The sequence below is a fragment of the Mesorhizobium sp. M0239 genome (genome assembly GCF_040321815.1).
GTDB lineage: Bacteria > Pseudomonadota > Alphaproteobacteria > Rhizobiales > Rhizobiaceae > Mesorhizobium.
Genome location: NZ_JAMYSG010000030.1, coordinates 61,835 through 88,635 on the forward strand (window position 1 = coordinate 61,835; position 26,801 = coordinate 88,635).

At 58.8% G+C, this 26,801-nt stretch carries 28 protein-coding genes; 18 read left to right on the plus strand and 10 right to left on the minus strand.

The features are described 5' to 3' along the window. Positions 1-15: 15 nt before the first annotated feature. Together NKI99_RS26745 and NKI99_RS26750 are read right to left on the minus strand one after the other, a co-directional pair. Positions 16-1,344, minus strand: a complete 1,329-nt coding sequence (locus tag NKI99_RS26745) for a cation diffusion facilitator family transporter (protein WP_127292003.1) — start codon at positions 1,342-1,344, stop codon at positions 16-18. Positions 1,345-1,352: 8 nt separating this feature from the next. Beyond that, positions 1,353-1,634, minus strand: a complete 282-nt coding sequence (locus NKI99_RS26750) for a metal-sensing transcriptional repressor (protein ID WP_352612699.1) — start codon at positions 1,632-1,634, stop codon at positions 1,353-1,355. 208 nt (positions 1,635-1,842) lie between these two features. Here NKI99_RS26750 and NKI99_RS26755 point away from each other — a divergent pair, with 208 nt between their 5' ends. The 3 genes from NKI99_RS26755 to NKI99_RS26765 all read left to right on the plus strand — a co-directional run bounded on the left by NKI99_RS26755 (position 1,843) and on the right by NKI99_RS26765 (position 3,594). Further along, a complete protein-coding gene (locus NKI99_RS26755) occupies positions 1,843-2,127 on the plus strand; it encodes a hypothetical protein (protein ID WP_127291998.1) in 285 nt (94 codons plus the stop codon). A gap of 114 nt (positions 2,128-2,241) precedes the next feature. Beyond that, a complete protein-coding gene (locus NKI99_RS26760) occupies positions 2,242-2,910 on the plus strand; it encodes a HupE/UreJ family protein (RefSeq protein ID WP_352612701.1) in 669 nt (222 codons plus the stop codon). 36 nt (positions 2,911-2,946) lie between these two features. Next, positions 2,947-3,594, plus strand: coding sequence for a hypothetical protein (locus tag NKI99_RS26765; protein ID WP_023809583.1), 648 nt, complete (start codon positions 2,947-2,949; stop codon positions 3,592-3,594). A 157-nt stretch (positions 3,595-3,751) separates the two neighbouring features. On the opposite strand, the gene NKI99_RS26770 is transcribed toward NKI99_RS26765, so the two are convergent. From NKI99_RS26770 to NKI99_RS26795, 6 genes are all read right to left on the minus strand, one after another. Beyond that, on the minus strand, positions 3,752-4,768 hold the full coding sequence (locus tag NKI99_RS26770; protein ID WP_127291993.1) for an ABC transporter ATP-binding protein: 1,017 nt from the start codon (positions 4,766-4,768) through the stop codon (positions 3,752-3,754). Beyond that, on the minus strand, positions 4,765-5,760 hold the full coding sequence (locus tag NKI99_RS26775) for an ABC transporter ATP-binding protein (RefSeq protein ID WP_127291991.1): 996 nt from the start codon (positions 5,758-5,760) through the stop codon (positions 4,765-4,767). Before NKI99_RS26775 ends, NKI99_RS26770 begins: the two co-directional genes overlap by 4 nt. Then, positions 5,753-6,661: an ABC transporter permease gene (locus NKI99_RS26780; protein WP_352612703.1), complete on the minus strand. Its 909-nt coding sequence runs from the start codon at positions 6,659-6,661 to the stop codon at positions 5,753-5,755. Before NKI99_RS26780 ends, NKI99_RS26775 begins: the two co-directional genes overlap by 8 nt. Continuing rightward, the gene (locus tag NKI99_RS26785; protein ID WP_023809586.1) at positions 6,652-7,587 is read right to left on the minus strand and encodes an ABC transporter permease; all 936 of its coding nucleotides are present in this window, start codon (positions 7,585-7,587) and stop codon (positions 6,652-6,654) included. Before NKI99_RS26785 ends, NKI99_RS26780 begins: the two co-directional genes overlap by 10 nt. Positions 7,588-7,599: 12 nt before the next feature. Further along, positions 7,600-9,177 (minus strand): nickel ABC transporter substrate-binding protein, encoded by a 1,578-nt coding sequence (locus tag NKI99_RS26790; RefSeq protein WP_127291988.1) that lies wholly within the window; start codon positions 9,175-9,177, stop codon positions 7,600-7,602. A gap of 122 nt (positions 9,178-9,299) precedes the next feature. Continuing rightward, a complete protein-coding gene (locus NKI99_RS26795) occupies positions 9,300-10,520 on the minus strand; it encodes an amidohydrolase family protein (RefSeq protein ID WP_023809588.1) in 1,221 nt (406 codons plus the stop codon). Positions 10,521-10,690: 170 nt separating this feature from the next. On the opposite strand from NKI99_RS26795, the gene NKI99_RS26800 reads away from it, so the two are divergent. Both NKI99_RS26800 and NKI99_RS26805 read left to right on the plus strand, forming a co-directional pair. Beyond that, on the plus strand, positions 10,691-11,371 hold the full coding sequence (locus NKI99_RS26800) for a GntR family transcriptional regulator (RefSeq protein WP_352442495.1): 681 nt from the start codon (positions 10,691-10,693) through the stop codon (positions 11,369-11,371). A 39-nt stretch (positions 11,372-11,410) separates the two neighbouring features. Continuing rightward, positions 11,411-12,103, plus strand: coding sequence for a flavin reductase family protein (locus NKI99_RS26805; RefSeq protein WP_127291983.1), 693 nt, complete (start codon positions 11,411-11,413; stop codon positions 12,101-12,103). Between the two features lie 138 nt (positions 12,104-12,241). Here NKI99_RS26805 and NKI99_RS26810 read toward each other — a convergent pair whose 3' ends face one another. Next, complete coding sequence (locus tag NKI99_RS26810; protein WP_127291980.1) at positions 12,242-13,312, minus strand: NAD/NADP octopine/nopaline dehydrogenase family protein; 1,071 nt, start codon at positions 13,310-13,312, stop codon at positions 12,242-12,244. A gap of 232 nt (positions 13,313-13,544) precedes the next feature. On the opposite strand from NKI99_RS26810, the gene NKI99_RS26815 reads away from it, so the two are divergent. From NKI99_RS26815 to NKI99_RS26850, 8 genes are all read left to right on the plus strand, one after another. Next, a complete protein-coding gene (locus tag NKI99_RS26815) occupies positions 13,545-14,516 on the plus strand; it encodes a LysR family transcriptional regulator (RefSeq protein ID WP_127291977.1) in 972 nt (323 codons plus the stop codon). Next, complete coding sequence (locus NKI99_RS26820) at positions 14,513-15,982, plus strand: NAD(P)-binding domain-containing protein (protein WP_352612705.1); 1,470 nt, start codon at positions 14,513-14,515, stop codon at positions 15,980-15,982. The genes NKI99_RS26815 and NKI99_RS26820 overlap by 4 nt, the downstream gene beginning before the upstream one ends. Before the next feature lie 8 nt (positions 15,983-15,990). Next, positions 15,991-16,461, plus strand: a complete 471-nt coding sequence (locus NKI99_RS26825; protein WP_206535270.1) for a CMD domain-containing protein — start codon at positions 15,991-15,993, stop codon at positions 16,459-16,461. After that, positions 16,458-17,021, plus strand: a complete 564-nt coding sequence (locus NKI99_RS26830; protein WP_352612707.1) for a peroxidase-related enzyme — start codon at positions 16,458-16,460, stop codon at positions 17,019-17,021. Before NKI99_RS26825 ends, NKI99_RS26830 begins: the two co-directional genes overlap by 4 nt. Positions 17,022-17,077: 56 nt before the next feature. Continuing rightward, complete coding sequence (locus tag NKI99_RS26835; RefSeq protein ID WP_023809596.1) at positions 17,078-17,818, plus strand: amino acid ABC transporter ATP-binding protein; 741 nt, start codon at positions 17,078-17,080, stop codon at positions 17,816-17,818. A 24-nt stretch (positions 17,819-17,842) separates the two neighbouring features. Beyond that, positions 17,843-18,670 carry a transporter substrate-binding domain-containing protein gene (locus tag NKI99_RS26840; RefSeq protein WP_023809597.1) on the plus strand — a complete coding sequence of 276 codons (828 nt, stop codon included), beginning with the start codon at positions 17,843-17,845 and terminating at the stop codon, positions 18,668-18,670. A 66-nt stretch (positions 18,671-18,736) separates the two neighbouring features. Next, positions 18,737-19,453: an amino acid ABC transporter permease gene (locus tag NKI99_RS26845; RefSeq protein WP_023809598.1), complete on the plus strand. Its 717-nt coding sequence runs from the start codon at positions 18,737-18,739 to the stop codon at positions 19,451-19,453. Positions 19,454-19,470: 17 nt separating this feature from the next. After that, positions 19,471-20,163, plus strand: coding sequence for an amino acid ABC transporter permease (locus NKI99_RS26850; protein WP_023809599.1), 693 nt, complete (start codon positions 19,471-19,473; stop codon positions 20,161-20,163). Positions 20,164-20,650: 487 nt separating this feature from the next. Here NKI99_RS26850 and NKI99_RS26855 read toward each other — a convergent pair whose 3' ends face one another. Then, entirely contained in the window at positions 20,651-21,061 is a 411-nt protein-coding gene (locus tag NKI99_RS26855; protein WP_023809600.1) for a helix-turn-helix domain-containing protein, read from the minus strand. Between the two features lie 438 nt (positions 21,062-21,499). Between NKI99_RS26855 and NKI99_RS26860 the strand changes: the two genes are divergently transcribed. The 5 genes from NKI99_RS26860 to terL all read left to right on the plus strand — a co-directional run bounded on the left by NKI99_RS26860 (position 21,500) and on the right by terL (position 26,372). Further along, a complete protein-coding gene (locus NKI99_RS26860; protein ID WP_127291972.1) occupies positions 21,500-22,423 on the plus strand; it encodes a hypothetical protein in 924 nt (307 codons plus the stop codon). Then, positions 22,420-22,797: a hypothetical protein gene (locus NKI99_RS26865; protein ID WP_127291969.1), complete on the plus strand. Its 378-nt coding sequence runs from the start codon at positions 22,420-22,422 to the stop codon at positions 22,795-22,797. Before NKI99_RS26860 ends, NKI99_RS26865 begins: the two co-directional genes overlap by 4 nt. A gap of 301 nt (positions 22,798-23,098) precedes the next feature. Next, positions 23,099-24,478, plus strand: a complete 1,380-nt coding sequence (locus NKI99_RS26870) for a site-specific DNA-methyltransferase (protein ID WP_352442492.1) — start codon at positions 23,099-23,101, stop codon at positions 24,476-24,478. Beyond that, positions 24,475-24,921 (plus strand): DUF5681 domain-containing protein, encoded by a 447-nt coding sequence (locus NKI99_RS26875; protein WP_127291965.1) that lies wholly within the window; start codon positions 24,475-24,477, stop codon positions 24,919-24,921. The genes NKI99_RS26870 and NKI99_RS26875 overlap by 4 nt, the downstream gene beginning before the upstream one ends. Further along, positions 24,918-26,372, plus strand: a complete 1,455-nt coding sequence (terL, locus tag NKI99_RS26880) for a phage terminase large subunit (protein ID WP_352612709.1) — start codon at positions 24,918-24,920, stop codon at positions 26,370-26,372. Before NKI99_RS26875 ends, terL begins: the two co-directional genes overlap by 4 nt. Positions 26,373-26,801 lie beyond the last annotated feature (429 nt).

Here is a 26,801-nt window from a genome sequence, read left to right on the forward strand (position 1 = left end):
TATCTGTCTGTCGACCTAATGATGGTGACCTTCGGGTTCGACCATCTTGAACGGTAGCACCTGTTCGCGATCCTTGGCCTTCAGGACCAGTCTTGCCTCGAATTCATGCGGCTCGGCAGGGGTGACTGTGCTCTCAAGGCGATGATGATTGTCGGCGACAGGATCGAGGTGCAACGTCTCCGGCCCCTCTGGCCGGTCGATGATCACCGTCGCCGTCAAATCGTCGGCATGCCGGTCGATCGTCAGACGCATCCGCTCGCCAGCCGGTGTATCGACGATTTCCAATGTCCCTTCAGCCAGATCACAGGCGACCTTGAAGGGCTCCGGCGCATGATGGTGAGCATGAGAGGTTTCCGCGCCAGTGACGGCCGGGCTCACCAAGCGAACGTTGGCTTCGGCCAACGCCGGCAAGTGGGCGAACAGCTCCTGTTTGAGGGCTTCAGTTACACCCAGCACGTCGTTGGCCGTCGCCATCTCCGGAACACTGATGGCCACGTCGGCATGCAGGCGGTGGCCGATCCAGCGCGCCTGCACGCTTTGGACACGCTCGATGCCGGATACATGCTTGGCGGCATGATGGATTTCATCGACGATGCCAGGCTCGACGCCGTCGAGCATGCGGGTCAACACGGCTTTCGACGACTGCCATACGATGGCGAAGATCGCCAGCGTGATCAACAGTCCGATGATCGGATCGGCAAGCGGAAAGTCTAGCCACACGCCAATAGCGCCAAGCACGACCGCCAGACTGGTAAAGCCGTCGGTGCGGGCATGGTAACCATCCGCGATCAGCGCCGCGCTGTTGATCTCGCGGCCGACACGGATACGGAACACAGCGACGGCCTCGTTGCCTAAGAAACCTATGATGCCGGCTATGGCGACCCAGCCAAGAAATGCGATCGGCTGCGGATTGATCAACCTGTCGATCGCCTCGTAGCCGGCAACGATGGCGCTGAACAGGATGATGAGGACAATCAGAATGCCGGCCAGATCCTCGACGCGGCCCAGCCCGTAGGTGAACGTCTCGCTCGGTTTGCGACGGGCCAGCATGAAGGCGACCCACAATGGGATAGCGGTGACCGCGTCGCCGACATTGTGGATCGTGTCGGCCAGCAGTGCCACGCTGCCGGAGAGGAACACGACCACGAGCTGAAGCGCCGCCGTGATGGCCAGAACGACGAATGACCATTTGATCGCCCAGATGCCGCGCGTCGTCGTGGCGATCGTCGGGTCGATGACGCCATGGGTGTGACCATGGCCGCCCTCGCCGTGATCATGTCCGTGGCCGCCCATGCCGTGCGTCATCGGGCCGAATCCGAACCAATCGCGAACTTTGTCCATCATGGCGCTTCTCACAGGTATTTGGTGATATCCTTGAACTCGTCGATCGAGCGGCGCTGCTCGAGCGCCAGCGGTCCGACGACGTCCTCAAGGCAGTGGTTGAGGTGGTCTTGGATCAGCGTCTTCTTGGCCTGGGCGATGGCCCTCTCCACGGCATGAAGTTGCTGGGCGATGTCGAGGCACGGTCGACCGGCCTCGATCATCTCGACGATCCCGCGCAGATGGCCGTCGGCGCGCTTCAGCCGCTTGATGATGGCAGGATGGGTTTCGTGGACGTAGGGACGCTCATTCATACCTTGATGCTATCCCCCCAGAGAGGATATTCCAAGCCTCAAAGTGGCCTCGATTCTGGTGCACGCAACGATTCGTTAGGATTTTAGAGAATAATCGTTAAGCATGCCGAATTGGATCCATAGCATAGCCTTTCGTCTCATCGTCGCTTTCGCGATGACTCTCGGCGTGCTGGTCTCCCCAATGGGTGGTTCGGCCTCGCATAGCCCGATGGCGCTCGCTGCCGCCGAGGCAGCGCGTCACGCAGAGCTGGCAGCACAGATCGAAAAACACGGCCACAGCCATGACGATGGCGAAGCCGATGAGCAGAGCTTTGGTCATACCCACGGCCACAATCCGGCCGACCACACCCATGAGACGGCGAGCACGCTTCCGGGCTTCGCGCAGCCAGCACCGCCGATAGGCCGGAGCTGGCTGGTTTACCCGCCTTCGTTTGCCGACCTCAAAATCCGTTTCCGGCTTGAGCGCCCTCCCAGGCAGATCGTCATCGCATGATCGCGGCCGCACGCGCGGCCATCCTCAACGACGACGATTGGAATTCTCATGCAAGGATCCTTCTACGAGGGTCCGCCACGCACGCCTTGCGCGCGCTGGCGGTTGGCCCTTCCTATGCTCATTGCTCTCCTGACCCTTCCATTGCTTGGGGCGGTTGCCCTCGCCCATGCCGTTGCCGAAGGCGACAAGGGCTATATCCAGGAGATCACGGGCATCAATCTGCTGCCCTTCATCTATCTCGGCGCCAAGCACATGGTGACGGGATACGACCACATCCTGTTCCTGTTCGGCGTGATCTTCTTCCTCTACCGGATGAAGCACATTGGCATCTATGTGAGCCTGTTCGCGCTCGGCCATTCCACGACCATGCTGCTTGGCGTCTATTTCAAGGTGGGCATCAACAGCTACATCATCGACGCGATCATCGGCCTGTCGGTCGTCTACAAGGCGCTCGACAATATGGGCGCTTTCCAGAGGTGGCTCGGTTTCCAGCCGAACACCAGGATCGCGACGCTGATCTTCGGCTTTTTCCACGGCTTCGGCCTGTCGGCGAAGATCATCGAATACAACATCTCGCCCGACGGGCTAGTGCCAAATCTTCTTGCCTTCAACGTCGGCGTTGAGATTGGCCAGCTTTTGGCGCTCGCTGCCATCCTTATTGTCATGGGCTACTGGCGCCGGACCGACAGTTTCTGGCGCCACGCATACACCGCCAACACCATCATGATGACCGCCGGGTTTGTGCTGATCGGCTATCAGCTCACCGGCTGGGTCGTCTCCTGAGCCTCCAAGTAAAGATCCCAAAAAAGGAATTCTCCTATGTACAATACCGACATCCCGACCCGCGCCGAGCTGCCGACATCCATGCAACTCCTTCGCTCTACCGTCATCGCAATTCTCGCGGCAGCTGCCATCCTTGTGACCATCGTGCTGCCGGCCGAATACGCCATCGATCCCACCGGCGTTGGGCGAGCGCTCGAGCTCACCGAGATGGGCGAGATCAAGACACAACTGGCCGAAGAGGCCGAGCAGGACCGCCTTCGCGAACTGCAAAACGGCACTCCGATCGCCGTGCCAGCCCGAGATCAGCAGTCGAGTCTTCTGGAGCGCGTCTTCGCTGAACTGGTGATGGGTTCCGCCTCTGCCCAGGAACTCCGGACAGACGAAATGTCGGTCACCCTGAAGCCCGGCGAAGGAGCTGAGATCAAGCTCGTCATGGCCAAGGGCGCACAGGCACAATACTCTTGGACGGCCAATGGCGCGGCGGTGAACTTCGACACCCATGGTGACGGCGGCGGCGAAAACATTTCATACGAGAAGGGCCGCGGGGCTGCAGAGGACGAGGGCGTACTTGAGGCAGCGTTTGACGGCAATCACGGTTGGTTCTGGCGTAACCGCACCGATGCCGACGTCACCGTGACGCTGAAGACGAACGGTGCCTACACCGACATCAAACGGATGATGTGAACGATACGTCAATTTTATCCGGCGCCGTTTGGCGCCGGAGTGACGCGCTGTTCATTGCCACGACCTCACTGTTTGGCGCACCACCGTCCCGTGAGCATTCGTGTCGAGGTAGGCGGCGGCGTGGTGAATTGGTGCGCCGCTAGGCTGTGTCAACGTGTCATGCCGCATTGGCTGTTGGCGAAATCAGCGCCGAACGTTTGCCGCGATGGAGATCCTTGGCAAACACGCAAGCCGAACTGTGCCCAGGAGATAGCTTCAAGGCCGGTGGCATCTGTTGTTTGCATTCTTCGACCACCAAGGGGCAGCGAGTCCGGAACCTGCAGCCGGATGGTGGATTCGTAGGGCTCGGCACCTCCCCGATCATGACCGGAACCCTGCGCTGCTTTTCGGCGATCGGATCCACCTCCGGTGTCGAGGCCAGCAACATCTGCGAATAGGGATGGCCTGGGTGATCGTAGAGTTCCTGCGATGGCCCGTGCTCCACGATCTTGCCGAGGTACATCACGTAGACGCGCGATGCAGCCTGCCTGACCAACGCAAGGTCGTGGGCAATGAACAGGCACGCCACCCCAAAATCTTTCTGCAGGTGCAGGAAAAGGTTCATCACTTGGGCTCGGATGGACAAATCCAGTGCGCTAACTGGTTCATCGCAGATCAGCACTCTTGGATTCACGGCGAGGGATCGGGCAATCGCAACGCGCTGGCGCTGCCCTCCGGACAGTTCCCGCGTGTGCCGATCCTTCAAAGCGTCCGCCAGTCCGACCTGATCCAGGAGCGCCTTGGTACGATGGTTGCGGTCGGATTGTGATTTCAACCCGCTGATCAGCAACGCTTCATCGATCGTCTCACCGACCGTCTGTCTGTCGTTCAGGGACGAATATGGATCCTGAAACACGTATTGGAGCGCCCTGCGGCTTTCGCGCAGTGCTGCACCGGAGAGTGTGGTGAGGTCCACTCCATCAAGCAGGACTCGTCCCGCGCTTGCCTTTTCGAGACCCACAATGGTGCGGCCCAGCGTCGACTTTCCGCAACCGGACTCGCCTACCAGACCGACGATCTCGCCCGGATAGAGCTCGATCGAGACGTCGTCGACGGCATGGATGAACTTGCCTCGCTGAACGCTTTTGAAGCGCGTCTGCAGGTTTTCGACTTTCAGAACAGGACCGTGCGTCATGCTGCTGCCTTCCTTTGGTTGACAACCGCGCAGGCCACGACAACAGCGCTGTCGACCGACCGCGCAAGTGGAGGGCGGCTTGCGGTGCATGCGGGAATTGCGAGCTCGCAGCGCGGGGCAAAGGCACAGCCTTTGAATGGCGCGCCCAGCGTTGGAGGTATCCCGGGAAGACCGCGAAACTCCGAACCGATCGGGTCTTCCCGCCGTGGGATCGCGTTGATCAGCCCTCTCGTGTACGGATGGCGTGGGGTAACGAGGACCTTGTCCACGGGACCTCGTTCGGCGGCCCGAGCCGCATACATGACAACGATGTTGTCGGCCGCTCCGGCGACTACCCCCATATCGTGGGTAATCAGCACCATGGCCATGTTGAGCCGCCGCTGCAGGTCCTTGAGCAGGCGCAGGATTTGAGCCTGGACCGTCACATCGAGAGCGGTCGTAGGCTCGTCCGCGATCAGAAGTTTTGGCTCGCCGGCCAGCGCAATGGCAATTACGATGCGTTGCCTGAGACCACCCGACAGTTCGTGGGGGAATTGACGAAGTCGCGCTGCTGGATCCGAGATGCCGACCAGCTTGATGAGTTCCAACGCCCGCTCCTCCGCAGCGCGTGGGGTCATCTTGAGATGGAGCTCCGCCATCTCGGCGATCTGCCTTCCAACACGGCGGACGGGGTTCAGCGCGCTCATCGGATCCTGGAAAATGAATCCGATCGACTTGCCTCGTACCTTACGGATCTCGGATTCCGGCAGGCCGATCAATTCACGCCCATCGAAGCGCACCGATCCCGACAAGTTCGTCGTCACGCCGGTCGGCATCAGACCGAGCGGCGCGAAGTTCATTACAGTCTTGCCGCTGCCGCTTTCCCCGACGATGGCAAGGCATTCTCCTTGCCGGACGGTGTAGCTGACGCCATCGACGGGGCGTACCGCGGCCTTCGCGGTCAGGAGATCGACCGTCAGATTGCTGACGTTCAAAAGGGGTTCGTCATGCATCCGAATTCTCCTTGGCCCAGCCGGCGACCTCAATTCTGCGCAAGGCAAGCGTCCGCCTCGAAAGCGGCTTGGGAATGCGATTAAGTGCTATGGATTCGCCGAGGATGTTGAAGCCGATCACCGCAGCGGTCAGGGCCAGGCCGGGCAGGATAACCTGTCGCGGATCCGACTCGAGATACGGCAAAGCATCAACAAGCATCTGTCCCCATTCCGGCGTGGGCGGCTGAATGCCCAGACCAAGGAAGCTGAGTGTTGCGACAGCCAAAGCGGCTGTCCCGGCATCCGCCGTCGCATAGACCATGACCGCGCCGATGGTGCCGGGGAGCAAATGGCCGAAGTAAATGCGCCATGGGCTGGCGCCCAGCACACGCAGGGCTTCGATATGCGGCTTGCTCATGATGCTGACCGCCACGGCCCGGCTGATACGACCGCTCATCGGCCACCATGCCAATGACAGAGCCAGTACCAAGGTCCAGTAGCCCGGCCCGACGATCCCGATCACGGCAAGGGCAGTGATCAGGCTTGGGATGGACAGTCCGACGTCGACGATGCGCATCAGCAGGTCGTCTACCCAACCGCGGTGGTAGCCAGCGATGGTCCCCATGGCGACACCGACCGTCATTGCAATGATGAGGACCGAGCCAACGCTGACCAACGACGTATTCGCCGCAATGATCAGGCGGCTGAGCGTATCGCGCCCGAGATGGTCGGTGCCGAGCCAATGTGCGGCAGTTGGTCCCAGGCCGGTCTCCAGTAAGTTCTGTGCGCTGGGATCTTGTGGAGCGAGCCATGGCGCGAAGCTGCCCAGGGCGAGGAAGAGGCCGATCACGATCAAGGCCACGCGGGGCAACTTGTTCAACCGGGCGAATGCAGGCTTTAATCTATTCATGGTCAGCTCCATTGGCGCCGGACACGTGGATCGGTCATCAGAACTGCGAGATCGACGATCAGATTCACCACGATGAAGAAGGCGAGGAAGATCAACAGGCAGGCCTGCACGACCATGAAGTCCCGGAACTTCACGCCTTGGAGAAAGTAGTCGCCCACGCCCTGCCAGGCGAACAGCGGTTCAACGATGATAGCAGTTGCGGTCATCAGGCCGACCTGGGTTCCCAGTGCGTTGATGAACACAGGTATGATGTTTGGCAGCGCGTCCCGGAACAGGATGGCGGTCCGTCCCAGACCTTTGCTTTTGGCCGTCAACACGAAGGGGCTGGCCATGGCCTCTTCCAGTCCCACACGAACGACACGGCTGAGCACGGCGGCGGGCAGCACCGCGACAGTGACCCATGGCAGCACCCAACTTTCCGGACCGCCGAAGCCGAAGGATGGAAAGAGCTGAAAGGTGACAGAGAAACCATAGATCATCAGCGCCCCGACGAAGAATGTCGGTGTCGATGCGCCGAGAAGAGCCAAACCGCGCGAAACGCGGTCCGGCAGTCTGTAGGGCCAGAAGGCACCCAGGAATCCGAGAGCCAGGCCGAGCAGGGTCGCAACCACGGCGCTGCCAACGATCAGGGTACCGGTGACCAACATGCGCTTTGGCAAGTCCGCACTGACTTCCTGGCCCGTTCTGTAGGAGATGCCAAAATCTCCTCGGACTGCATCGCCGAGCCAACCCGCGTAGCGCATCAGCAGGGGCTTATGCAGTCCGATCTCTTCGGCAACCTTTTCGACGTAACCCGGGGTTGCAACTGCTCCTCTGAGTTCAGCGATGAGAACAGCGACATTTCCCGGAGCCGAAACAACCAGGGTAAAGCAAACCAGAGACGCCATGAACAGCAGTACGAGGGAGTGCCTCAGCCTCTTGCTGATGAAGTGGATCAACGCGCCCTCCCTCTACTCGGCCAGCACGATATTTTCGTATGGCATATCGTATTCGGTGACCGGGCTGGTGAAGCCCTGGACCCGCTTGGAGTGCGCCCAGATGCTGGGAACGTAAACCAACGGCGCTATCGCGTCGTTGTCACGCAGCCAGTCGTAAACCTTTTGGATCGATGGCGCGATCTGATCCCCGGTTGCCGCTGTCGCAGCGTTGATCAGCGGGTCCAGGTTGGCCGGATCGGTGAACAGCTTGCCCTCGACATCGTTTTTGAAGGTCGAGAGGCACAAGGCCACCACCGTGCCGAACGGATCGTAAGGAGCCCCGTAGGTCAGGAAGAAGCCGAGATCGTATTTCCGTTCGAGCATGTCGGTGTGCTTAGAAGCGTGGTCGACAGAGCGGACGATCAAATTGATGCCGATTTCCTTCATCTCGGATTGTATGACTTCGGCCACGACGCGAGAGCCGGGAACGGCGTCGGGACTGACGACAATCTCAAGCGTCAGTGGCGTGCCGTCCTTGGAACGCACGGGACCACCCGTCCAACCCGCCTTCTCCAGGAGCGCTGATGCGGCCGCAACGTCGCGAACTGGGGCATCATGCTGGGTGCCAGCAAATGGCAATGCATCGGAGAACAGGTTGCCCGCCGGTCGGGCAAAGCCTTGGTAGAGCGCCTGGGAAATCGCCGCGCGATCGATCCCTATGCTGACGGCCTTGCGCACTTGCGGATCCTTGAGCGCTTCGGTGCGATCGGGATTGAAAGCCATCACCAGTGTGACGTTGCCGGGATCGATGACCACGTTGAGCCCTGCGGCCTCGAGCTGCTTTGCCTCAACGGGGGTAAGCGGCGCGATCCAAAACCCGCCGACGAGATCGATCTCGCCAGCGCGCAGGGCGGCAACCCGCGCGCGCGGATCAGGGATGACCTTGGCTTCGAGACGCTGATAAGTCGGCTTGTCGCCCCAGTAGCCGTCGTAGCGCTCGAAAACACTTTGTGTATCGTCAGCGCTAAGTTGACGCCAAGGACCGGTGCCGACGGGTTCGACAAATTTGCCATTCGCATCGACCGATTTGGGGCTGAGGAACCTCGGCGGCCGTGTGTAGGAAAGCTCCTGCATGAGCGCCAGCGGCGGTTCTTTGAAATGAACGGCTATCTGGTGCTCATCGATCACTTCCAACGATTGAAAATACTTGGAGCAGTTCATCCAGCTGAACTGATCGAGTCCTAGCCAACGCTCCAGATTCCACTTGCAGCTAGCTGCATCGAACACTGCGCCGTCCTGGAACGTTACCCCCTGGCGCAACGTAAGATGCAACGTCTTGCCCCCCTCTTCGATCTTCCAGTCGGTCGCAAGGCAAGGCTCGATCTGGCCGCCCTTGCCGTACCGCACCAGCGGCTCGAACATCAGGTCCTGAATGGCCCAGATCGCGTAGTGGCTCTGCGGATCAAGATTGCCCGCGGGTTTGGCGATCGCCACTCGCAATGTGCCCGCCGCCCCCTCGGCAAAGGCAAATTTGGTGAAGGTAGCATCGGTTATTGCGAGTCCTAACGCCCCTGATCCGATCTGCAGAAATGTACGCCTGTTGAATGACATGATTGCTCCTCTCGTTGCTTATTGTTCCCTGGGGCCTAGGTTGCCTCGAAAGGCACTGGGGCCTTTTTTGTATAGACATATCACATTATTGTATACAATTTAATTTAGACATCGTATCCCTTCTAATAAGTTTTTGTGCTCATTTGCGCAGGTGAGGTCTGCACCGCAACCCCGCCTCGCGCGACGACCTTGCCGCGCTTGACGACCAACGCGCGCGGCCGGTGGGACACGACGGCATCGGCGAGTGTCTCGCCTTCCACCAAAACCATGTCCCCCCAGCAGCCGGGCATCAGGCCGTACCTTTCCAGCGCAAGAACTCCGGCACCGCCGCGCGTGCAGACGTCGAGGGCCCATTCGAGTTCATCGTCGCGGCGAAAATTGTTGCGCAAGCCGACAAACATCGCGCGTTCCAGCATGTCACCACTGCCGTAAGGTCCCCAGATGTCACGGATGCCGTCATTTCCGGCGCCGACGACCACTCCAGCAGATCGCAATTTGGCGACCGGAGGCGACGGCTGCGATGCCGGCCCGGTGGTAAGAATATGGATCGAAAGCTCCGCCAACTCGTCGATTAGTCGGCCGACATAATCGGCATCGTGCATGCCGAGACAGAAGGCATGGCTGACTGCCACCCTTCCCTGCATGCCGAGTGCACGGGTGCGTTCGATGATGAGTTCGAGCGAAAAGGCGCCAAGCTCTCCCGCTTCGTGCAAATGTATATCTATGGGCCGGCCAAAGCGTTGAGCGAGGTCGAAAATTGCATCGAGGTGCCCTTTGGGATCGCGATCAACCCCAGCAGGGTCCAGCCCGCCGACCACCTCGGCGCCCATTTCCAACGCCCGTCGCATAAGTTCGACAGTGCCAGGCCGGATCATCATACCGCCTTGAGGAAAGGCGACGATCTCAATATCGACGAGGTCTCGTAGCTCGTCACGAGTGCGCATGACGCCCTCTACACCGGCAAGGCCGTGCACGGTGTCGATATCGACGTGGCTACGGATATGGGTGGTGCCTTGCGCCACTGAGGCAAGCGCCTGTCGACGCGACTGGCGGACCGGATCGATACCCAAGCGGATCTTGGCTTCACGCTCGGTCTCGATCTTGTCTATCAAGCGAGGGCCGACTTCATTGCGATACCACGCCATTCCGATCATCGATTTGTCGAGGTGGGTGTGCGCTTCGACCAAGCCCGGAACGACGATGCGACCTCCGCCGTCCTCCACCAGCCCGCCCAAAGGTGAAAGCTCCGGCTCGACGCGGGTAATGCGGCCATTCTCAATAAGAATATCCACATTGGCGCCAGCCATCGGGCGCACATTTCTAATCAACAAATTGGTTGTCATGCGGTGCGCTCCTCCCAGAGGCAGCCTATCGTCTGCGGCACGGCGACGGCCGCCTGCAGGTCCGTGTACGTAACTACCGCATAATTGTATACCTATTTCAAGATAAATCGTATCCCATATTGACAAAAATATATCTTGATCGATAAGTTGCGGGAGCTTAGGGGGATGCGATGACCAAATCGAGTCGAGCCGAAAACGTCTACTTGTCGCTGCGTCGCGCCATCATTGAGCAGGCGCTTCGCCCCGGTATGAAATTGCCCGAAGACGCCATCGGCGAGCAGTTCGGCGTTAGCCGGACCAGCGTACGAAACGCGCTTGTCCGACTGAGTGCCGAAGGCCTGGTGGAGGTGAGGAATAATCGCGGAGCCTGCGTCGCCGAACCGACGCTCGAGGAAGCGTTAGATATATTTTCCCTACGACGCTGCCTGGAGCGCGAGGTAGTGGACCGGCTTTCGCGAAAGATCACACCCGCTCAATTTGCGGCACTTGAGGGCCACGTCAAACTTGAAAGGGACGCAGTAAACACGAGCGGACCATTATCGATACGGCTGGCGGGCGAATTCCACATTCTGCTGGCCGAACTCACGGGATCGAAGCCGCTGACCCGTTATGTCAGCGAGATTGTATCGCGCTGTTCGCTGATCCTAGCCTTGTACAGCCGTCCGCACTCCGATCAGTGCGGCGTCGACGAACACGTCGAAATCATTCAGGCGCTGCGCCAACACAATCCCGAGCGCGCCATGCATGCGATGGAACACCATCTCGAGGCACTCGAGGCTCGGGCGCAAATCAGCGATCAAACTGAGCCCGACGTTCGCTCCATCCTGAGTACATACGCTCAGGCAGGGTGACCAACTCTCAAGCAGCTTGGCAAAATTCAGGAGGATATAATGCTCAACCCCCAGCCCGAGCCGGTGGGGCAGCGGAGCCGCGTGAGCATCGACTTCGCCCGCATCTCGGCACGCGAACGCTACAAGCTGCTGATCGGGGCAGTGGTGCCTCGGCCAATCGCTCTGGTGACCACACGACACCCCGACGGGACTGTCAATGCTGCGCCCTACAGCTTCTTCAATTGCCTCTCGGCCGATCCTCCAATCCTAGCCCTGGGTGTGGAGAACCATAATGACATGTCCTTCAAAGATACGACGCTCAACATCCGACTGACTGAGGAATTCACAGTCAACATCGTGGACCATGCGCTGGTTGACGCCATGAACGTCTGTGCCGTCCCATTTCCTTCCCACATTGACGAACTGGCCGAGGCCGGACTGACGCCTGTGCCCGGTGAGACGGTCCAATGCCCCTACATTTTCGAAGCGCCTATAGCCTTCGAATGCCGCCGACATTTGACGCTTGGCCTGGGTAAGTCGCGCGAGATTGTCCTTGGTCAAGTTATGCGGATGCACATTCGTGAGGATCTTGTTGACCAGGAGCGTTTCTATATCGATCAACTCGCGCTAGACGCCGTCGGCAGAATGGGTGGACACGGTTATTCGACCACCCGCCACCAGTTTGACCTGCCAACGATGTCGCATGAGCAATGGTTGGCAATGAGGCCTATGCCACCCAACACCGATGGATAGCGCCCTGATCGCGCAACGCGCTCGTCGCTTCAATCATCCTTCCTGATCGTGCAGAGACGCTGCCTGCGGCCAAGGACCCTGCCGATGCCGGGCTGGGAGAATATTCACTGCAGCTGGGCTACAGCGCACTGGAAGCTGTTATAACCCTTTGCGGCAAAGGGTTTCAAGATCCGCCTTTGTCATTTCCTCGATGCCGAGCGCAGGAAGAATATCATTATCTCCCTTGAGATCCCGGCCATAAGCCGCCGACAAGATGGAAATTCCGGATTCATGGAGTGTCGCCGGATTTCCGCTGATCTTCCCCAGAACGGCAGTCGGTAGCAGGCCGAACGGAACATCCTCGAGAATATAGCGGCTCTGGATGGTTGTCGGGCCAAACCCGCCGCGGCCTAGACGATCCATCTCCTGGTTCATGTCCGAAACAGTGCTCATGGGCACATGAAACGACAATGAAAAATGTTCCTGGACCGTACGAACCGCGATACCGAAATGGGCAGCGATGGCCAACCGTTCGGCATCCAGAGCCTCGATCAAGCGACCAACGGCAGGAGTGACATTTCCCCCTTGGCTCCACTGCTCGGCCTTTTCCATGCGTGTGAGATTGAGAAGGGCAATTCCCAGATGGTTCTGCGGATTGAGGTTGCTGAGCGCAATCGCCAGCAGACCATCCCGCTTGACGAAACGATTGCCGAACAAGGCCGTGCAAAGCTCGTACCCTTGGTCGAGCGCATCGAAAGGCAGCGTCGCAACATCAAGCTTCTGGCGAATGGAAGTGACATTGACTTCGGTTGATCCGAGCTGGCGGCCAGTCAGTAGCGTTGTGCCCCAAACGACGATCGGCAACCTGACCTTGCGCTCGGCCAACCGCTTCCAGAGATACAGAGCCCCGAACGAACTATGCGAACTGATGATGACCGGAATTCCATCTGCCAGATGAGGGACGGCGGCGTCCATCACCATCTTGTGGCCGTAAGCCGGAAGCGCGATCACCACCACGTCCGCGTGCTCGATAGCATCTCTGCAATCCTTGGCAATGCGCACCGGCACCGTCGCCTCGATATCCCCCGTCGCCTTCAACAATTCGCCAGTAGCCAACGTTCTGGTGCGGTGTCCCGACGGTGACCAAAGTGTTGGCGAGTGTCCCGATTGTGCCAAATAGGCCGCAAGGCCATAGGCAATTGCTCCGGCGCCCAGAATACTCACGCGCATAACATTCCTCCTGTTGCAGGCTTTATGGTTCGAGAATCCTTGTAGTCCCGGCCTACAAGTTTTTTCATCACGAGGTTTCGAATTGGAGTCACCTCGGTTGCCCCCAGCCGTTTCGATCAAGGGCTCCGGCTCTGAGCCGGCAAGCGCCGCTGAGAACATTAGTTTCCGCTTGACATATATCAAAAATGAATGAGACGATGTCAATCATACGTATTTCACATGTAGGGAGAATATGGAAACTCGGGACCTTCAGACCTTCCTTGCGGTGGCTGCCAGCGGCAGCATTACCAAGGCGGCTGACATGCTCGGGCGTTCCCAACCTGCGGTGACACGCACCATTCAGGATCTTGAGGGCGAACTTGGCTTCGAATTGCTGCACCGGGTCGGTCGACGGGTGCAGCTATCTGAAGAGGGTGTCGCATTTGAAGAAGAAGCGCGGCGACTGCTGATGTCCTTCACCGAACTCGCGGCGCGGGCCAAGATGATCGCCGCCGGCCGGGGTCGGATCCTGCAGATTGTCACAACCTCCGCGATCGGCACTGGCCTGATCCCGACGGCCATGGCCGAGCTCAAGGGTATCGAGCTTCCGCACGAGACACATCTCGGACAGTTTCTTCCCTCCATCGTGGCCCAGGAAGTGCGCAGCGGTCGTGCCGAGATCGGCTTTTCAAGCCTGCCGCTCGATACACCCGGCCTGGATGTCCTGCGGCTCTATTCGGCGCCCGATGTTGCTGCTGTGCGGGAGGACGATCCGCTGGCAGAACTCGACGTCATACCGCTTTCGGCCTTTGCCGGCCGTCGCGTCGCTACCTTGCTCAACCCGCTGCGTTTCCAACTGCACGTCTCCAAGGCATTGGCCGCCAGGGGTATCGACACCGGGCCAGTGATCCGGACGAATACTGCCTATGGCGCGTTGCAGCTTGTGCGCCGGACCGGCGTTGCCGCTGTCATTGATCCCCTCACCGCCTATGGCGTGGCCTTGCCAGGGGTCGCCATCCGCCCGATTGACGCGACCGTTCTCTTTTATTGGGGGGTTGTGGCTGCCGAAAAACGTCCCCTTCGTCCAGTCGCACAGGCGTTGATGGAGGCGGTCGAAGCGGTGGCTGAACGATCGATAGTCGGCTTCAAGAAACTCGATCCGGCCTTGGCCGGCCAACTGGTGACCGATCCTGCATCCGCCACAAATCACGGAACGGGGATATGAAGCATTCCCCCACCGCGCCAATTTTGACAAGTCTTGCCGCGCTCGAGGCACAGCTGGCGCAGGATCTCGACTTCCTCGAACTGCCTGCCAGGCCATGGGTCCCGGCACGTTCGCACGATGGTGTCCCTGTCCGTGACGTCGTGGTGATCGGCGCCGGCATGTGTGGACTTGCTGCCACGGCAAAGCTGGTGCTGACGGGGATAACCAATGTCGTCGCCTATGACGCGGCTCCGGCAGGGCTCGAAGGGCCGTGGGTAACGTTTGCCCGCATGCAAACGCTCCGGTCGCCGAAAACCCTGCACGGTCCGTCGCTCGGCCTGCCGCAATTGACGTTCCGCGCCTGGTTCACGGCGCAATGGGGCGTTGAGGCCTGGCGGTCGCTGGACAAAATCCCCAAGGGCCAGTGGATGGATTACCTGGTCTGGTACCGCAAGGTCCTGGCTCTGCCATTGCGCAACAGCGTGCGCATGACCGCCGTCGAACCCGTTGGTGATCTGATTGCGATCGATATCGAAGGCGCGGAATCCGGCCGGGTTCTCACCCGTCGTCTGGTTCTGGCCACCGGTCGCTCCGGTCTGGGCGGTATTGCCGTACCCGATTTCCTCAACGGGATCGATCGCGCCTATTGGGCCCATTCTGCCGACGACATCGATTTCGATGCGCTGAAAGGCAAGCGTGTGGCAGTTATCGGCGCCGGTGCCTCTTCCATGGACAATGCTGCGACCGCACTCGAGGCGGGCGCCGGTTCTGTCGACATGTTGATCCGGCGCAAGGAGATGCCGCGCATCAACAAGCTGACCGGCATCGGCAGCCCGGGTGTCGTACTCGGCATGCATGAATTGCCCGATGCCTGGAAGTGGAAGTTCTTCGACTACACCGCCTCCACCCAGACGCCGCCGCCGCGTTCATCCACGCTTCGCGTGTCTCGCCACGCGAATGCCCGGTTCTTTCTCGACTGCGGCATCGTTGCGGTAAGGGAAGATCCGGAGGGCCTGCTGATCGAAACCACACAAGGGCTGATGCGCTACGACTTCCTGATCGCGGCAACCGGTTTTTCAAATGACTTCAACGGCCGCCCGGAATTCGCGGCGATCGCCCCACATATCCGCACCTGGTCGGATGGCCGATATAGGCCGGATATGGGGCCGGGTCGTGCAGGCATGTCGGACGCGCCGGATCTCGGTCCTGCCTTCGAGTTTCGCGAACGCGTCCCCGGCTCCTGCCCGATGCTTGCACATATCCACTGCTTCAACGACGCCGCCATGCTGACGCACGGCAAGGTCTCCGGCGACATCCCGGCCGTCAGCGCCGGTGCCGACCGTCTTGTGCGCGGCATTGCCGCATCGCTGTTTGCCGAGGATGTCGAAACCCACTTCGCCAATCTGATCGCCTACGACACGCCCGAACTTCTGGGCGACGAGTGGGTCGATTCAATACCCTTGTTGCACAAGGAGGCCGCGCTGTGATTGACGCAATGGACAAGGCAGCGGGTCTTTCACCGGACGATGCCCTTTTCGCTGCACGGCGGTTTCGGCCCGAATTCGTGCGAGGGGCCGAGGAATGTCGCCTCTCGGTGCTGCACCCGGCAAACGATCAGGGGCTGGCGCCGAATTTGCGTGTTGCTCTTGCCCGTCGCATGGCCGCCCTGAATGCCGATCCGGTCCTGGTGGCCGAATATGATGTTCAGCTGGATCAGCTTGATCCTACAGAGCAGCTTCTGGCTGTAGCCCAGGGCGAGACGGCTCTGGAAGAACCATTGGCGACTATCGCCCGGCACGCCGACCTGGTCACGGTGACGCCAAAAAAGGCCGAGGCGAGCGACATCGCCCTGCTCGCCCAGGCCGGATTGAGCAATCCTCAGATCGTCGCGCTCTCCGAACTGATTGCCTTCGTCAACTTCCAGACGCGGGTAGCGACCGGCTTGCGATTGATGAGGTCGGCATGATTTCCTCGGTGCGCCTGAAGCCGCTGAACTGGCAGCCATACATCGCGCCGGTCAAGCTATCCGAAGCCACGCCGGAACAGCTTGAAGCGATGAAGGTTACGCCTTCGGCCAAGAAAGTTTCGGAATATGTGCGCACCCTTGCGCATGACCCAGAGAGCTATCTTGCCCGCACGGTTCTGTTCAACGCAATCATGTATGTCGAAGGCGGGCTCGCCCGTCCCGACCGCGAACTTGGCGCATTGGGGGCCTCGATCGTCAATGGCTGCAAATTCTGTGCCGTTGTCCACGCCCGCCGGCATGCGGAGTTGACCAAGAGCGACCAAGTGGTCACCGCACTTTATCTCCACAAACCTGAAGCGCTCGGCCAACGCGATGCGGCAATCTACAGCTTTGCCCGCCGCCTGTCGGCGGCGCCGTCGGAAGCGACGGCAGACGACATCGCCGCGCTTCGATCAGTTGGCATGGATGACCGCGAGATCATCGATCTGATCCACGCCATATCGATCTTCGGCTGGGCAAACCGGCTGATGCACGTTCTCGGCCATGCGGAGAGCGGGTGATGATGTCGCATGCGGTCAAGGCACTCCGTCCCACACTGTGAAGGGCACCAACCAGAATGCTTGAACTCAAAGATATAAAGCTGTCCTACGGAAGCACGCAGGTTCTGAACGGCGTCAATCTCTCGGTAAAGCGGGGTGACGTGGTGTCGATCATCGGCCCCAGCGGCACCGGCAAGACCACGTTGCTGAAATGCATCAACTACCTTGCCAAGCCGTCCTCAGGAACCATCGCGTTCGATCAGATTCGGATGGATTACCAGCGTGCCGACAAGACCGCTGTCCAGGCGATCCGGTTGCGAACGGCGATGGTCTTTCAGCAATTCAACGTCTTCAAGAACATGACGGTCCTGCAGAACGTGATGGATCCCCTGGTGATCGTGCAGCGCAAGTCCGCAGATGAGGCGCGGGAGATCGCCTTGCGGGAGCTCGAGCGGGTCGGCCTCACCCCGAAGCGAGATAGCTATCCCTCCCAACTGTCGGGCGGCCAGCTCCAGCGCACCGGCATCGCGCGCGCCCTGGCGGTTCGCCCCGACGTGATACTCTTCGATGAGCCTACGTCATCGCTGGATCCCGAGCTCGTCGGTGAAGTTCTAAAGGTGATCAAGGATGTCACCTCGTCAGGGATCACTTCGCTGCTTGTGACCCACGAGATGCAATTCGCAAAGAACATCTCCAACCGGATTGTCTTCATGGATCGTGGCGTGGTTGCCGCCGATGGCAGCCCGGCTGAAATCTTCGATGCACCTTCCAGCCCGCGACTTGCCCAATTCCTGCAGTCGGAACTCGCTTTTCAATAGCTCAACAAGAAGGGAACCTAAGAAATGTCTGCAATCACATCCAGTTTTTCTCGCCGCTATGCCCTGGCCATCGCTGGCGGCATCGCAATTGCCCTTGCAACAGCGGGGATCAGCCATGGCCAGACCGTTCGGACGATCAAGATCGCCACCTCTGCCGAATCCAAGCCGCTGGCATGGGGCGCGATCGGCGTCGAGCCGCAAGGCTATGAGCCCGATCTTCTGAAGGCGATCAACGCAAAGCTGCCGCAGTATAAGTTCGAAATGGAAGGCGTCTCCGACATTGCCCAGGAAACCGGCCTCGCCACGGGCAAGTACGACATCGCGGTCGGTGGCTACTACAAGTCGCCCGAACGCTCCAAGCAGTTCCTCATTCCGGAAAATCCCATGGGCGCCAGCCTGATGAAGATTTACAGCAAGAAAGACAGCGGCATTAAGGAAATGAAAGACCTGGTCGGCAAGAGGATCGTTCCGACCACGGCCGGCGGTGGAACCTACAAGTTCATCATGAATTGGCAGAAAGAAAACCCGGAATACAAGCTCGATGTCACGGCATCGAGTGCCGGTATCCCCTACCCGAACCGGCTGGACGAAGTTCAGAACGGCAAGTTCGACGCTCTCGTCCTGCCGTCGAATCTCGGTGAGCAGACCGTCATCGAGCAAAAGAAACTCGATATCGTGGCGTCCGAGCCAGTGTTCAGCAACAACACCTACATGCTGATCCACCGATCTGACGAGAACAAGGTTCTGGCCGACGATGTGAACAAGGTTCTCAAGGAATTGAAAGACGACGGCACGATCGAAAAGCTCTCGCAGAAGTGGTTCGGCGAGGGCATCGTCCAGTACATGAAATAGCACGGCCGTCGGCGACCATATTCGCTAGTCAGCGGCAAGGCTGAATTGCAAGAAGGAGCGTTCAAAGTGGATGTATCTGCTATGATTCCCGAGTTGCTCTCGGCACTGCCGCTGACGCTCGCCATCACGTTTACAGCCCTCATTTCCGGGTTCTGCCTGGCTCTCATCGCGACAACCCTCCGGGTCCGCAGGGTGCCAGTCATCAGTCACCTGGTGGACCTCTACGTGTCCTATGCCCGGAGCGTTCCTGTCGTACTGCAGTTGTTCGTCGCGTTTTATGGGCTTCCGCTGTTGGTGATCCTGTTCGGCGCCAAAGATTTTATTTCGGCGACGATGGCTGCCATGGTGGGGTTGAGCCTCTACCACGGCGGCTATCTGTCGGAAGTCATGCGGCCTGCATACCTGGCCGTCGATCGCGGCCAGCACGATGCGGCCGACAGCCTTGGATATACGTTCCGACAGAAAATTACTCGCGTCGTCGGCCCGCAAGCGGTGCACTTCGCTTTGCCGGGCTATGGGAACTCCGTCATCTACCTGATCCATAACGTTGCGCTGGTCATGTACATCGGGGCGGCCGACGTCATGGCGACTGCGCATCTGATCATGGAGCGAGACTACAACCAATTCCAGTTCGAAACCTATCTCGTCCTGGCGGTCATCTATTCGCTGATGTGCCTGGTCGCATGGCTCATCGTGCGCTTCTTCGAGCTTCGATCACCGATGCAAGCGCCTGAGGCGACGCCAACAACCCCGATCAAGAACCAGCTCCTCGCGAGCGTCTGACGTAAGGGTATTCAACCATGTTTGATACCGATATTTTGCTCCAGGACACGCAGGAAATTCTGAGTGCCGTACCCGTGACGATTGGAATGGCGCTCATGATTTTCGTCCTGTCGACGATAGTCGGCAGCATATTCGCACTTATCGAATACAGACGGGTACCGGTGCTGCGAGAGCTCATCATGACTTACAAGATCGTCTTCAAGGGCGTTCCGATGGTCATCGTTATTTTCCTCGCCTATTTCGGTCTGCCGCCCGCATTCCAGTTCCTGTTCTCATTGCTTGGTATCAACTTCAACGCCCACGAAACCCCCAATTGGGTCATCCTTGTAGTTGCGATTACCGGCTGTGTCGCCGCGTTCCAATCGGAGATTATCAAGGGAGCCCTGAATGCATTCGACACCGGTCAGTCGGACGCAGCCCATTCGCTGGGCTATACGGGCGGCCAACTGTTCCGACGTATCCTATTTCCCCAGGTGGCCCTCACGGCAATTCCTGACCTGACGACTTCGATGATGGTCATCATGAAGGCCCTTTCTCTCGGATTCGCCATCGAGGTTGTCGATATCTTCGCCCAGTCCCAGTTGACCGCCGCGCTGAACTACTACTACCTCGAAGCCTTCGTGATTGCCGTCGTGATCTATATGGTGATTGCCTATATCGTCACACAGATTGCCGACAGGCTGGAGCAGGCGCTGAGGGTGCGGACATGAGGTGGATGTGGGATAGAATCGTCAAGCTTCGGATATCGAGCCGTACCTTGGAGGCAATTCTGTTGGCCATGAAAAGCCCGAGGAGAAGCCCAAGTAGCCGATGTATGTATCGATAATTTTGAGTGCCTGCCGGTCGACCCCATGCCGCCTGGAGCGTGGGCAAATAGACTGAGCTTGCATGCCGACTTGCATTCTCTATCGGCAGCTGCAGATGACACATATTTGTTGAGGTGGGTTCTCCCCCGTCTGGAGGGCTTCCCCTTAGCGGGCGCCGGGCTTTGGACGACAACGAGCCCGCCCGCAGTCTAAAGTATGATTGCGATCAGCGTCGCCCTTACGATCTTGCGCGTGACGCTAATGACATCGACAGCGCCGATAAATTGGGTGTCAACGCCAACCGCAGCCACGCGCCAAAGATTCCCCCAACCCTTGCTACCCAAAATCCCGTGTAGAACATCGGGCGCTGGCACCAGGCCCGTTGTCAACGTCAGCCCAACTGCCTCAGCGCCTTGACCTGCTCCACCGCAACTTTGATAAGCCGAGGTGTCAGTTGGCGCGCCGTCTCGAGGAGCTCGGCCTCAAGTTCCGCCCGCTCGCGCGAAAGCGGGCGTGTCTTTTCCAGACCATCAAAAAAGTCCATCAATGGCATCTTGAGGATGCGCGCTAACTCGGCAAGCGTCTCAATGCTGGGTAGCTGTTTGCCGCGTTCGATATTGGAAATGCTCTCAGGGGTGCGCCCAACACGGTCAGCCAACACTTCCTGGCTCAGCTTCGCCCCGCGCCGCGCAGCCTGAACTCGCGCACCTATAGCCTGCTTTAAAGAGTCGCTCATACTTGAAGCGTGACTTCGGCATTTCTCGTTGACAACGAAGTCAGCTTCAGCATTGGTCATCATCATGAAGTTTACTTCAAGTCACGTCAGAAACATCACCGAACCAGCGGTGACCGCGTCCAGTGTGAAGCCGGCACATCCTTTCAGAAAGAGCGTCATACCCGAATGAGTGCATTGCTCCTATCATCCCTGCAAGACATTGCCACGCCGCTGCGTCGACACCCTCTGGTGCGCAATGCACCGAGCGTCGGAGAGTCTCCCACCAGCGTCTCAGCGCCGGCTTATGACGAGCGCTGGCTTCGCGATCTTCTATTTCGACATCCCGAACTCATCGTCGCCGACCGCGATCACGGCCTTGGAGATATCGTTCCCCTATGCTGCGAACTCCCTCTGCCTCGCGCGGGCGGGACAGTATTTGCGGACCTCCTGGGCGTTAGCAGAAGTGGCCGGCTGGTCGTCATCGAGTGCAAGCTTTGGCGAAATCCCCAAGCACGACGAGAAGTGTTGGCGCAGATCCTCGAATATGCCGCTTTGCTACGACACTGGAGTTTTGGCGATCTATCCTCGACCTTGAGGCGCAAGCTGACCTTGGTTGATCCCAACCCGATCTTCGCCGCGGCGAAGCTTCGGTGGCCAGACCTGGAAGAAGCTCCGTTCGTCGATGCGGTAACACGATCGCTAAGACTCGGAGATTTTCAGCTCATCATTGCCGGTGACGGCATCCGATCGGACACTCACGCGATTGCCGAGCACCTCAACGCGCAGGGCGGCGGACTAGCCCAACTCGCGCTACTTGAAATCCAGATTTGGCAAACGACTTCTGGAAATATTATCGTTATGCCTACGGTGCCGCTGCGGACCGAAGTCCTGCAGCAGAGAGTTTTGGTCGACCTCGCCGGTATGCCGCTCTATTTGGAAACGCCAGAACCTATCAGCGCCCCGCCCGCTGACACCATGGAGAATGTTGTCGATCCCGACCGAGTAAACCGGCGGGGCATCAACCGTGCATTCTGGCAGCGGTTCATTGATGAGGTACAGTTCGACCACGCAGACCAACTGGCACCACGCCACGGCGGCGACAATTGGGTGAGAGTTCCCCTGCCCGACCCGCTAGGATGGCTGACTGCCTTTCGGTCGACTGGCAGCAGAGCCGAAGTCGGCCTGTTCCTGACCTTCCGCGAAGAGGATGGTCAGGCTCTCTTTGATGAATTCCACAACGACATTGCAGAATTGCGCGGAGAAACCGGCCTTGATTTGGTCGCGCGGCTGAAATCGGACAGGCCATTTCATGCGGAGTTGGGCGTGTTTAGGCCAAGGTCAGACTTCGCAGACGAAGGCCAGCAGCTCGACTGGCTCTGCCATGCGGCTAATCGCTTTGTTTCGTTGATCCGCCCAAGGCTCAGCCTGATGGCGGAGGCTGCCGAATGACAAGGCTGCTCAAATGGGAACGGCTGGCCCTGGAGGGCGACTTCTCAACCATGCCCGCGCCCCTTAAGTGGGATCAATCCGGCCGCTTCGCCCATTTCCTCAACGGGTACGAGGTCGCCGGAGGAATGGACGCTCTAGCCGGCCTTGCCATCGCAATGTCGGGGCAAGCTCGCAAGACGGGCAAATGGCAAGGCAGCGCGCTCGACCTTTGGCTCAGCCTGTTCTTCCAGCAACGCGCCCATCGCCATACCGGATCAGAAGACAATGACCCAATTCTCGACGAACTGTGTGAAGCGCTTCGTGTGGCTCTCAATCAACTGACGCCGGAAGAGGCCAAGGCATTGGCTCTGCGGCTCAAACAGGAGGCCCTTTAGCTCAGCATTTTGCGAATCAGCTTGCGACGCTGAGGTCGCTGAAAAAGCATGTATTGGTTCGGCCTAGATATAGGCCAACAAAATATTTTGTCGGCCTTCGGCATCACTTTTGCCGAGCGACAAAATATTTTGTTGCAATCTCAAGTCGTGATAACACAAAGAAAAATGCATTTAGTTCAAGTTTCGTTCGATGGTTCCGAAGATTTGGTATTTTGCGCCAAGTCAATGGTCGCTATTCTCTGGGTAATTCTCAGGAACATACCGATGTCGGTCGTTCCTGGGCTGGCATTCAGAGGATCTCATGGCCACCAACATCACCACAGTTTCGATCCACGCACTCACCCCTTACCGCAACAACGCTCGCACCCATTCCAAGAAACAAATCCGACAAATTGCCGACAGCATCGAAAAATTCGGCTTCACCAATCCGGTCCTGGTCGACGAGAAGAACAACGTCCTTGCCGGCCATGGCCGACTCTCAGCAGCGCGCCTGCTGGGATGGAAGAACGTTCCAACCCTCTCGATCAACCATCTCAGTGAGGCGCAGAAGCGCGCTTACATCCTCGCCGATAATCGGATCGCCGAGAAGGCCGGCTGGGACAAGCAGATCCTGGCCATCGAGTTGCAGGCGCTGGTCGATCTCGACTTCGATGTGAGCCTCACCGGCTTCGACATCCCAGAGGTCGATCTGATCATCAGCGAGTTCTCGCCGGACAATCAGGATGATGAAGCCGAAGGGGACGAAGCGGAACATCTGGAGCAATCGGCGGGGCCAGCAGTAACACGGCCTGGCGATCTATTCCTACTTGGCGATCATCGACTGCTTTGCGGCAACGCGCTTTCGGCAGAGCATTTCGATATGCTGATGCAGGGCGAGAAGGCATCCGTCTGTTTTACAGACCCGCCCTACAATGTTCCGATCGGCGGACACGTCAGTGGTCTTGGCAAGACAAGCCACCGGGAATTTGCAATGGCATCCGGCGAGATGTCCGACGATGAGTTCGCAAGGTTCCTGGAACAGTCGTTCTCACTGATTGCTGGGTCGAGCAAGCCGGGCGCTATCGCCTTCGTGTGCATGGATTGGCGTCATATCGCAGAGACCACATTGGCGGGTAAACAGACGTTCGGCGATCTGCTCAATCTGTGCGTCTGGAATAAGACTAATGCCGGCATGGGCAGCCTCTACCGCTCTCAGCACGAGCTGGTGCTGGTGTTCAAAAACGGGAAAGAGCCGCATCGCAACAACGTCGAACTCGGCAAACACGGACGTCACCGCAGCAATGTCTGGACCTACCGCGGCGCCAACAGCTTTGGCACGACGCGGATGGAAGAGCTCGAAGCCCATCCGACCGTCAAACCTGTCGCTCTGGTTGCCGACGCACTGCTGGACGTCAGCCGCCGCGGCGACGTCGTGCTGGACCCATTTGGCGGCTCGGGGACCACGCTACTCGCGTCGCACAAGACAGGGCGCCATGCACGCCTTATCGAGATCGATCCTCACTATTGCGATCTGATCATCCGCCGCTTCGAAAGGCATACGGGCAAGCAGGCAACGCTCGCCACCACGGGCGAGACGTTCGAGGAACTGTGCGAGCAGCGTGGAAGCCTCGAATCTTCCGACGCACGCGCCAAAACAGCGTCCGCGACCCCGGCGCCTGAAACTGTGGGAGGCCTGCTGTGACACGGAGAAAGAAACCTGCCGACTACTCGATAGGCTACGGCAAGCCTCCAACTGAAACCCGGTTCCAGAAAGGAATGTCAGGCAATCCGAAAGGGCGACCGAAAGGCAAAAAAAACATGAACACTATTGTACGTGAGACGCTCTTTGGGCCGATCCAAATCCAGCAGAATGGCAGGACGACGACGGTGACGGCACTCGAGGCCATCCTCCTCAAAATGCGCAACAATGCGCTTTCAGGCGATTTCCGGTCGGCGGCCCATGCTCTTCAGCTCGCATCCCGTTGTGCCGAACTTGAGGAAAGCCGGCAACCCGATGCAGAGGTCGACGTGTTCGATCCGCAAACAATGGTCGACATGATGCGGGATTATCTCGACCACAAGGACTCGCCAGAGAATGATACCGAGACCCGTTCCAAGACCGGCGACGAGGGAGACGAGGAATGAACGCTCCACTCCCCCTACCGGGCCGACCATCCTCCTCGCCCGTTGCACCGACTGCCCTTCAGCTGCTGTTGGGCGCGGCCCGCGATGACTTGGCGACCTTCGTGGCGCTGGCTTTCTCCGCTGTCGATCCAGGTGCCAAGTATTTGCCCAACTGGCACATCCGAGCGATTGCGCATCAGCTCGAGCGCGTCTCAGCGGGCAAGTGCAAGCGCTTGATCATTACGATGCCACCGCGATCGTTGAAGTCGGTCACCAGCTCGGTCGCGTTCCCGGCATGGATTCTTGGCCGCGATCCGTCGAAGAAAATGATCTGCGTCTCTTATGCTCAACCTCTTGCGGTCAAGCACGCCAACGACTTTCGAACAGTCGTCAACACCGCCTGGTACCGGTCGATGTTTCCGACCTTCAAGGTTAGCCCGCGCAAGAACACTGAAAATGAGCTGCAGACCACGCTCGGCGGTGGGCGCCTGGCGACCTCGACCGGTGGTCAGCTAACCGGCCGCGGTGGCGACATCATCATTATCGATGACCCCTTGAAGGCAGATGAAGCGCATTCGGAATCGGCTCGCAATAGGTGCGCCGACTGGGTTCGCACGACATTGATGTCGCGCTTCGACAATCCCGCTGCCGGTGCCGTCGTCCTTGTCATGCAAAGATTGCATGTCGACGACCTGGCAGGCGTGCTTCTGGAGACTGGCGGCTGGGAGCATTTGAACCTGTCGGCGATTGCCGAGCAGGACGAACGCGTCCAGACAAGTGTAAATCGCTGGCACGATCGCAAGTTTGGCGACTTGCTCCACCCCGCGCGTCTGGGACACGCGGAACTGGACGGTCTAAAGCGCCTATTAGGATCGCTCAACTTTTCCGCGCAGTACCAACAATCCCCTGCCCCACCGGACGGCAACATGGTCAAGAGGGTGTGGTTTCGCGACTACGATCCGCATCAGTTCGACCGTCGGTCGATGACCATCGTTCAAAGCTGGGACACCGCCCTTAAGGGCGACCCCTCCAGCGATTACTCCGTCGGAACGACATGGGCCAAGGATGACAACAACTATTATCTCCTTGATCTCGTGCGCGTCAGGGCAGCTTATCCAGACCTCATCAAGTCCGTCAAAAACTCCCTTTTGGAGCACGACCCTGACATCATCCTCATTGAAGATGCCGGCTCTGGCTCAAGCCTCATCGCCGACTTGGAAAGCCAAGACATCAGCACGACGCCGGTAAAAGCCAGAACCGACAAGGAAAGTCGGCTGTCACGCGTTGCCGCGATGATCGAAAACGGCAACGTCAATCTTCCGGAAGACGCACATTGGAGAGATGACTTCCTGCTTGAGGTGCTCGCATTTCCGCATGGCAGGCACGACGACCAAGTCGATTCCATGACGCAGGCGCTGATCTGGATGAAAGACGACAAGCCTACGGGAAGGTTCTATATCGGCAAATTTTGAAGTCCTGCTCCAAAATCTGGGCGCTTTCGCGAAATGTCAGCTTTGCGCCCACATAACGACGTTGAGCAGAACCCGGCCGCATCCGAGGAGCGGACATTAAAGCGAACGGACGATGTAGCACGCCGATGCCGCTAGACGATCCGAGATACTGAGGTTGTCGGCTCAATGATCGCAGCTTGTAGCAGAGCGCGAAAGGCTACGGTCAGGACAGCCGCCGCGATCTGCACCCGGAGGGTTCGTTGCCATTGTTTTCGGGCGCCCACACCATCAGTTACGACCTTCGAAGCGTTCGGGGTTTTGAGACGCCCGCAACGCCGCCGTCGATTTTCTGTATTTCAAACCGAGACAAAACCCGAAATGTACGTCCTTAACCATTCATTGACTCGCGCCCCTTGCAATCTCTAAATCGGTTCTGAGGGAACGTTCTTG

Bases quoted from the DNA above. Each gene is read 5' to 3' on its own strand.
- NKI99_RS26745 (WP_127292003.1), bottom strand. From the start codon at position 1,344: ATGATGGACAAAGTTCGCGATTGGTTCGGATTCGGCCCGATGACGCAC.
- NKI99_RS26750 (WP_352612699.1), bottom strand. From the start codon at position 1,634: ATGAATGAGCGTCCCTACGTCCACGAAACCCATCCTGCCATCATCAAG.
- NKI99_RS26755 (WP_127291998.1), top strand. From the start codon at position 1,843: ATGGCGCTCGCTGCCGCCGAGGCAGCGCGTCACGCAGAGCTGGCAGCA.
- NKI99_RS26760 (WP_352612701.1), top strand. From the start codon at position 2,242: ATGCTCATTGCTCTCCTGACCCTTCCATTGCTTGGGGCGGTTGCCCTC.
- NKI99_RS26765 (WP_023809583.1), top strand. From the start codon at position 2,947: ATGTACAATACCGACATCCCGACCCGCGCCGAGCTGCCGACATCCATG.
- NKI99_RS26770 (WP_127291993.1), bottom strand. From the start codon at position 4,768: ATGACGCACGGTCCTGTTCTGAAAGTCGAAAACCTGCAGACGCGCTTC.
- NKI99_RS26775 (WP_127291991.1), bottom strand. From the start codon at position 5,760: ATGCATGACGAACCCCTTTTGAACGTCAGCAATCTGACGGTCGATCTC.
- NKI99_RS26780 (WP_352612703.1), bottom strand. From the start codon at position 6,661: ATGGAGCTGACCATGAATAGATTAAAGCCTGCATTCGCCCGGTTGAAC.
- NKI99_RS26790 (WP_127291988.1), bottom strand. From the start codon at position 9,177: ATGTCATTCAACAGGCGTACATTTCTGCAGATCGGATCAGGGGCGTTA.
- NKI99_RS26795 (WP_023809588.1), bottom strand. From the start codon at position 10,520: ATGACAACCAATTTGTTGATTAGAAATGTGCGCCCGATGGCTGGCGCC.
- NKI99_RS26800 (WP_352442495.1), top strand. From the start codon at position 10,691: ATGACCAAATCGAGTCGAGCCGAAAACGTCTACTTGTCGCTGCGTCGC.
- NKI99_RS26805 (WP_127291983.1), top strand. From the start codon at position 11,411: ATGCTCAACCCCCAGCCCGAGCCGGTGGGGCAGCGGAGCCGCGTGAGC.
- NKI99_RS26810 (WP_127291980.1), bottom strand. From the start codon at position 13,312: ATGCGCGTGAGTATTCTGGGCGCCGGAGCAATTGCCTATGGCCTTGCG.
- NKI99_RS26815 (WP_127291977.1), top strand. From the start codon at position 13,545: ATGGAAACTCGGGACCTTCAGACCTTCCTTGCGGTGGCTGCCAGCGGC.
- NKI99_RS26820 (WP_352612705.1), top strand. From the start codon at position 14,513: ATGAAGCATTCCCCCACCGCGCCAATTTTGACAAGTCTTGCCGCGCTC.
- NKI99_RS26825 (WP_206535270.1), top strand. From the start codon at position 15,991: ATGGACAAGGCAGCGGGTCTTTCACCGGACGATGCCCTTTTCGCTGCA.
- NKI99_RS26830 (WP_352612707.1), top strand. From the start codon at position 16,458: ATGATTTCCTCGGTGCGCCTGAAGCCGCTGAACTGGCAGCCATACATC.
- NKI99_RS26835 (WP_023809596.1), top strand. From the start codon at position 17,078: ATGCTTGAACTCAAAGATATAAAGCTGTCCTACGGAAGCACGCAGGTT.
- NKI99_RS26840 (WP_023809597.1), top strand. From the start codon at position 17,843: ATGTCTGCAATCACATCCAGTTTTTCTCGCCGCTATGCCCTGGCCATC.
- NKI99_RS26850 (WP_023809599.1), top strand. From the start codon at position 19,471: ATGTTTGATACCGATATTTTGCTCCAGGACACGCAGGAAATTCTGAGT.
- NKI99_RS26855 (WP_023809600.1), bottom strand. From the start codon at position 21,061: ATGATGATGACCAATGCTGAAGCTGACTTCGTTGTCAACGAGAAATGC.
- NKI99_RS26865 (WP_127291969.1), top strand. From the start codon at position 22,420: ATGACAAGGCTGCTCAAATGGGAACGGCTGGCCCTGGAGGGCGACTTC.
- NKI99_RS26870 (WP_352442492.1), top strand. From the start codon at position 23,099: ATGGCCACCAACATCACCACAGTTTCGATCCACGCACTCACCCCTTAC.
- terL (WP_352612709.1), top strand. From the start codon at position 24,918: ATGAACGCTCCACTCCCCCTACCGGGCCGACCATCCTCCTCGCCCGTT.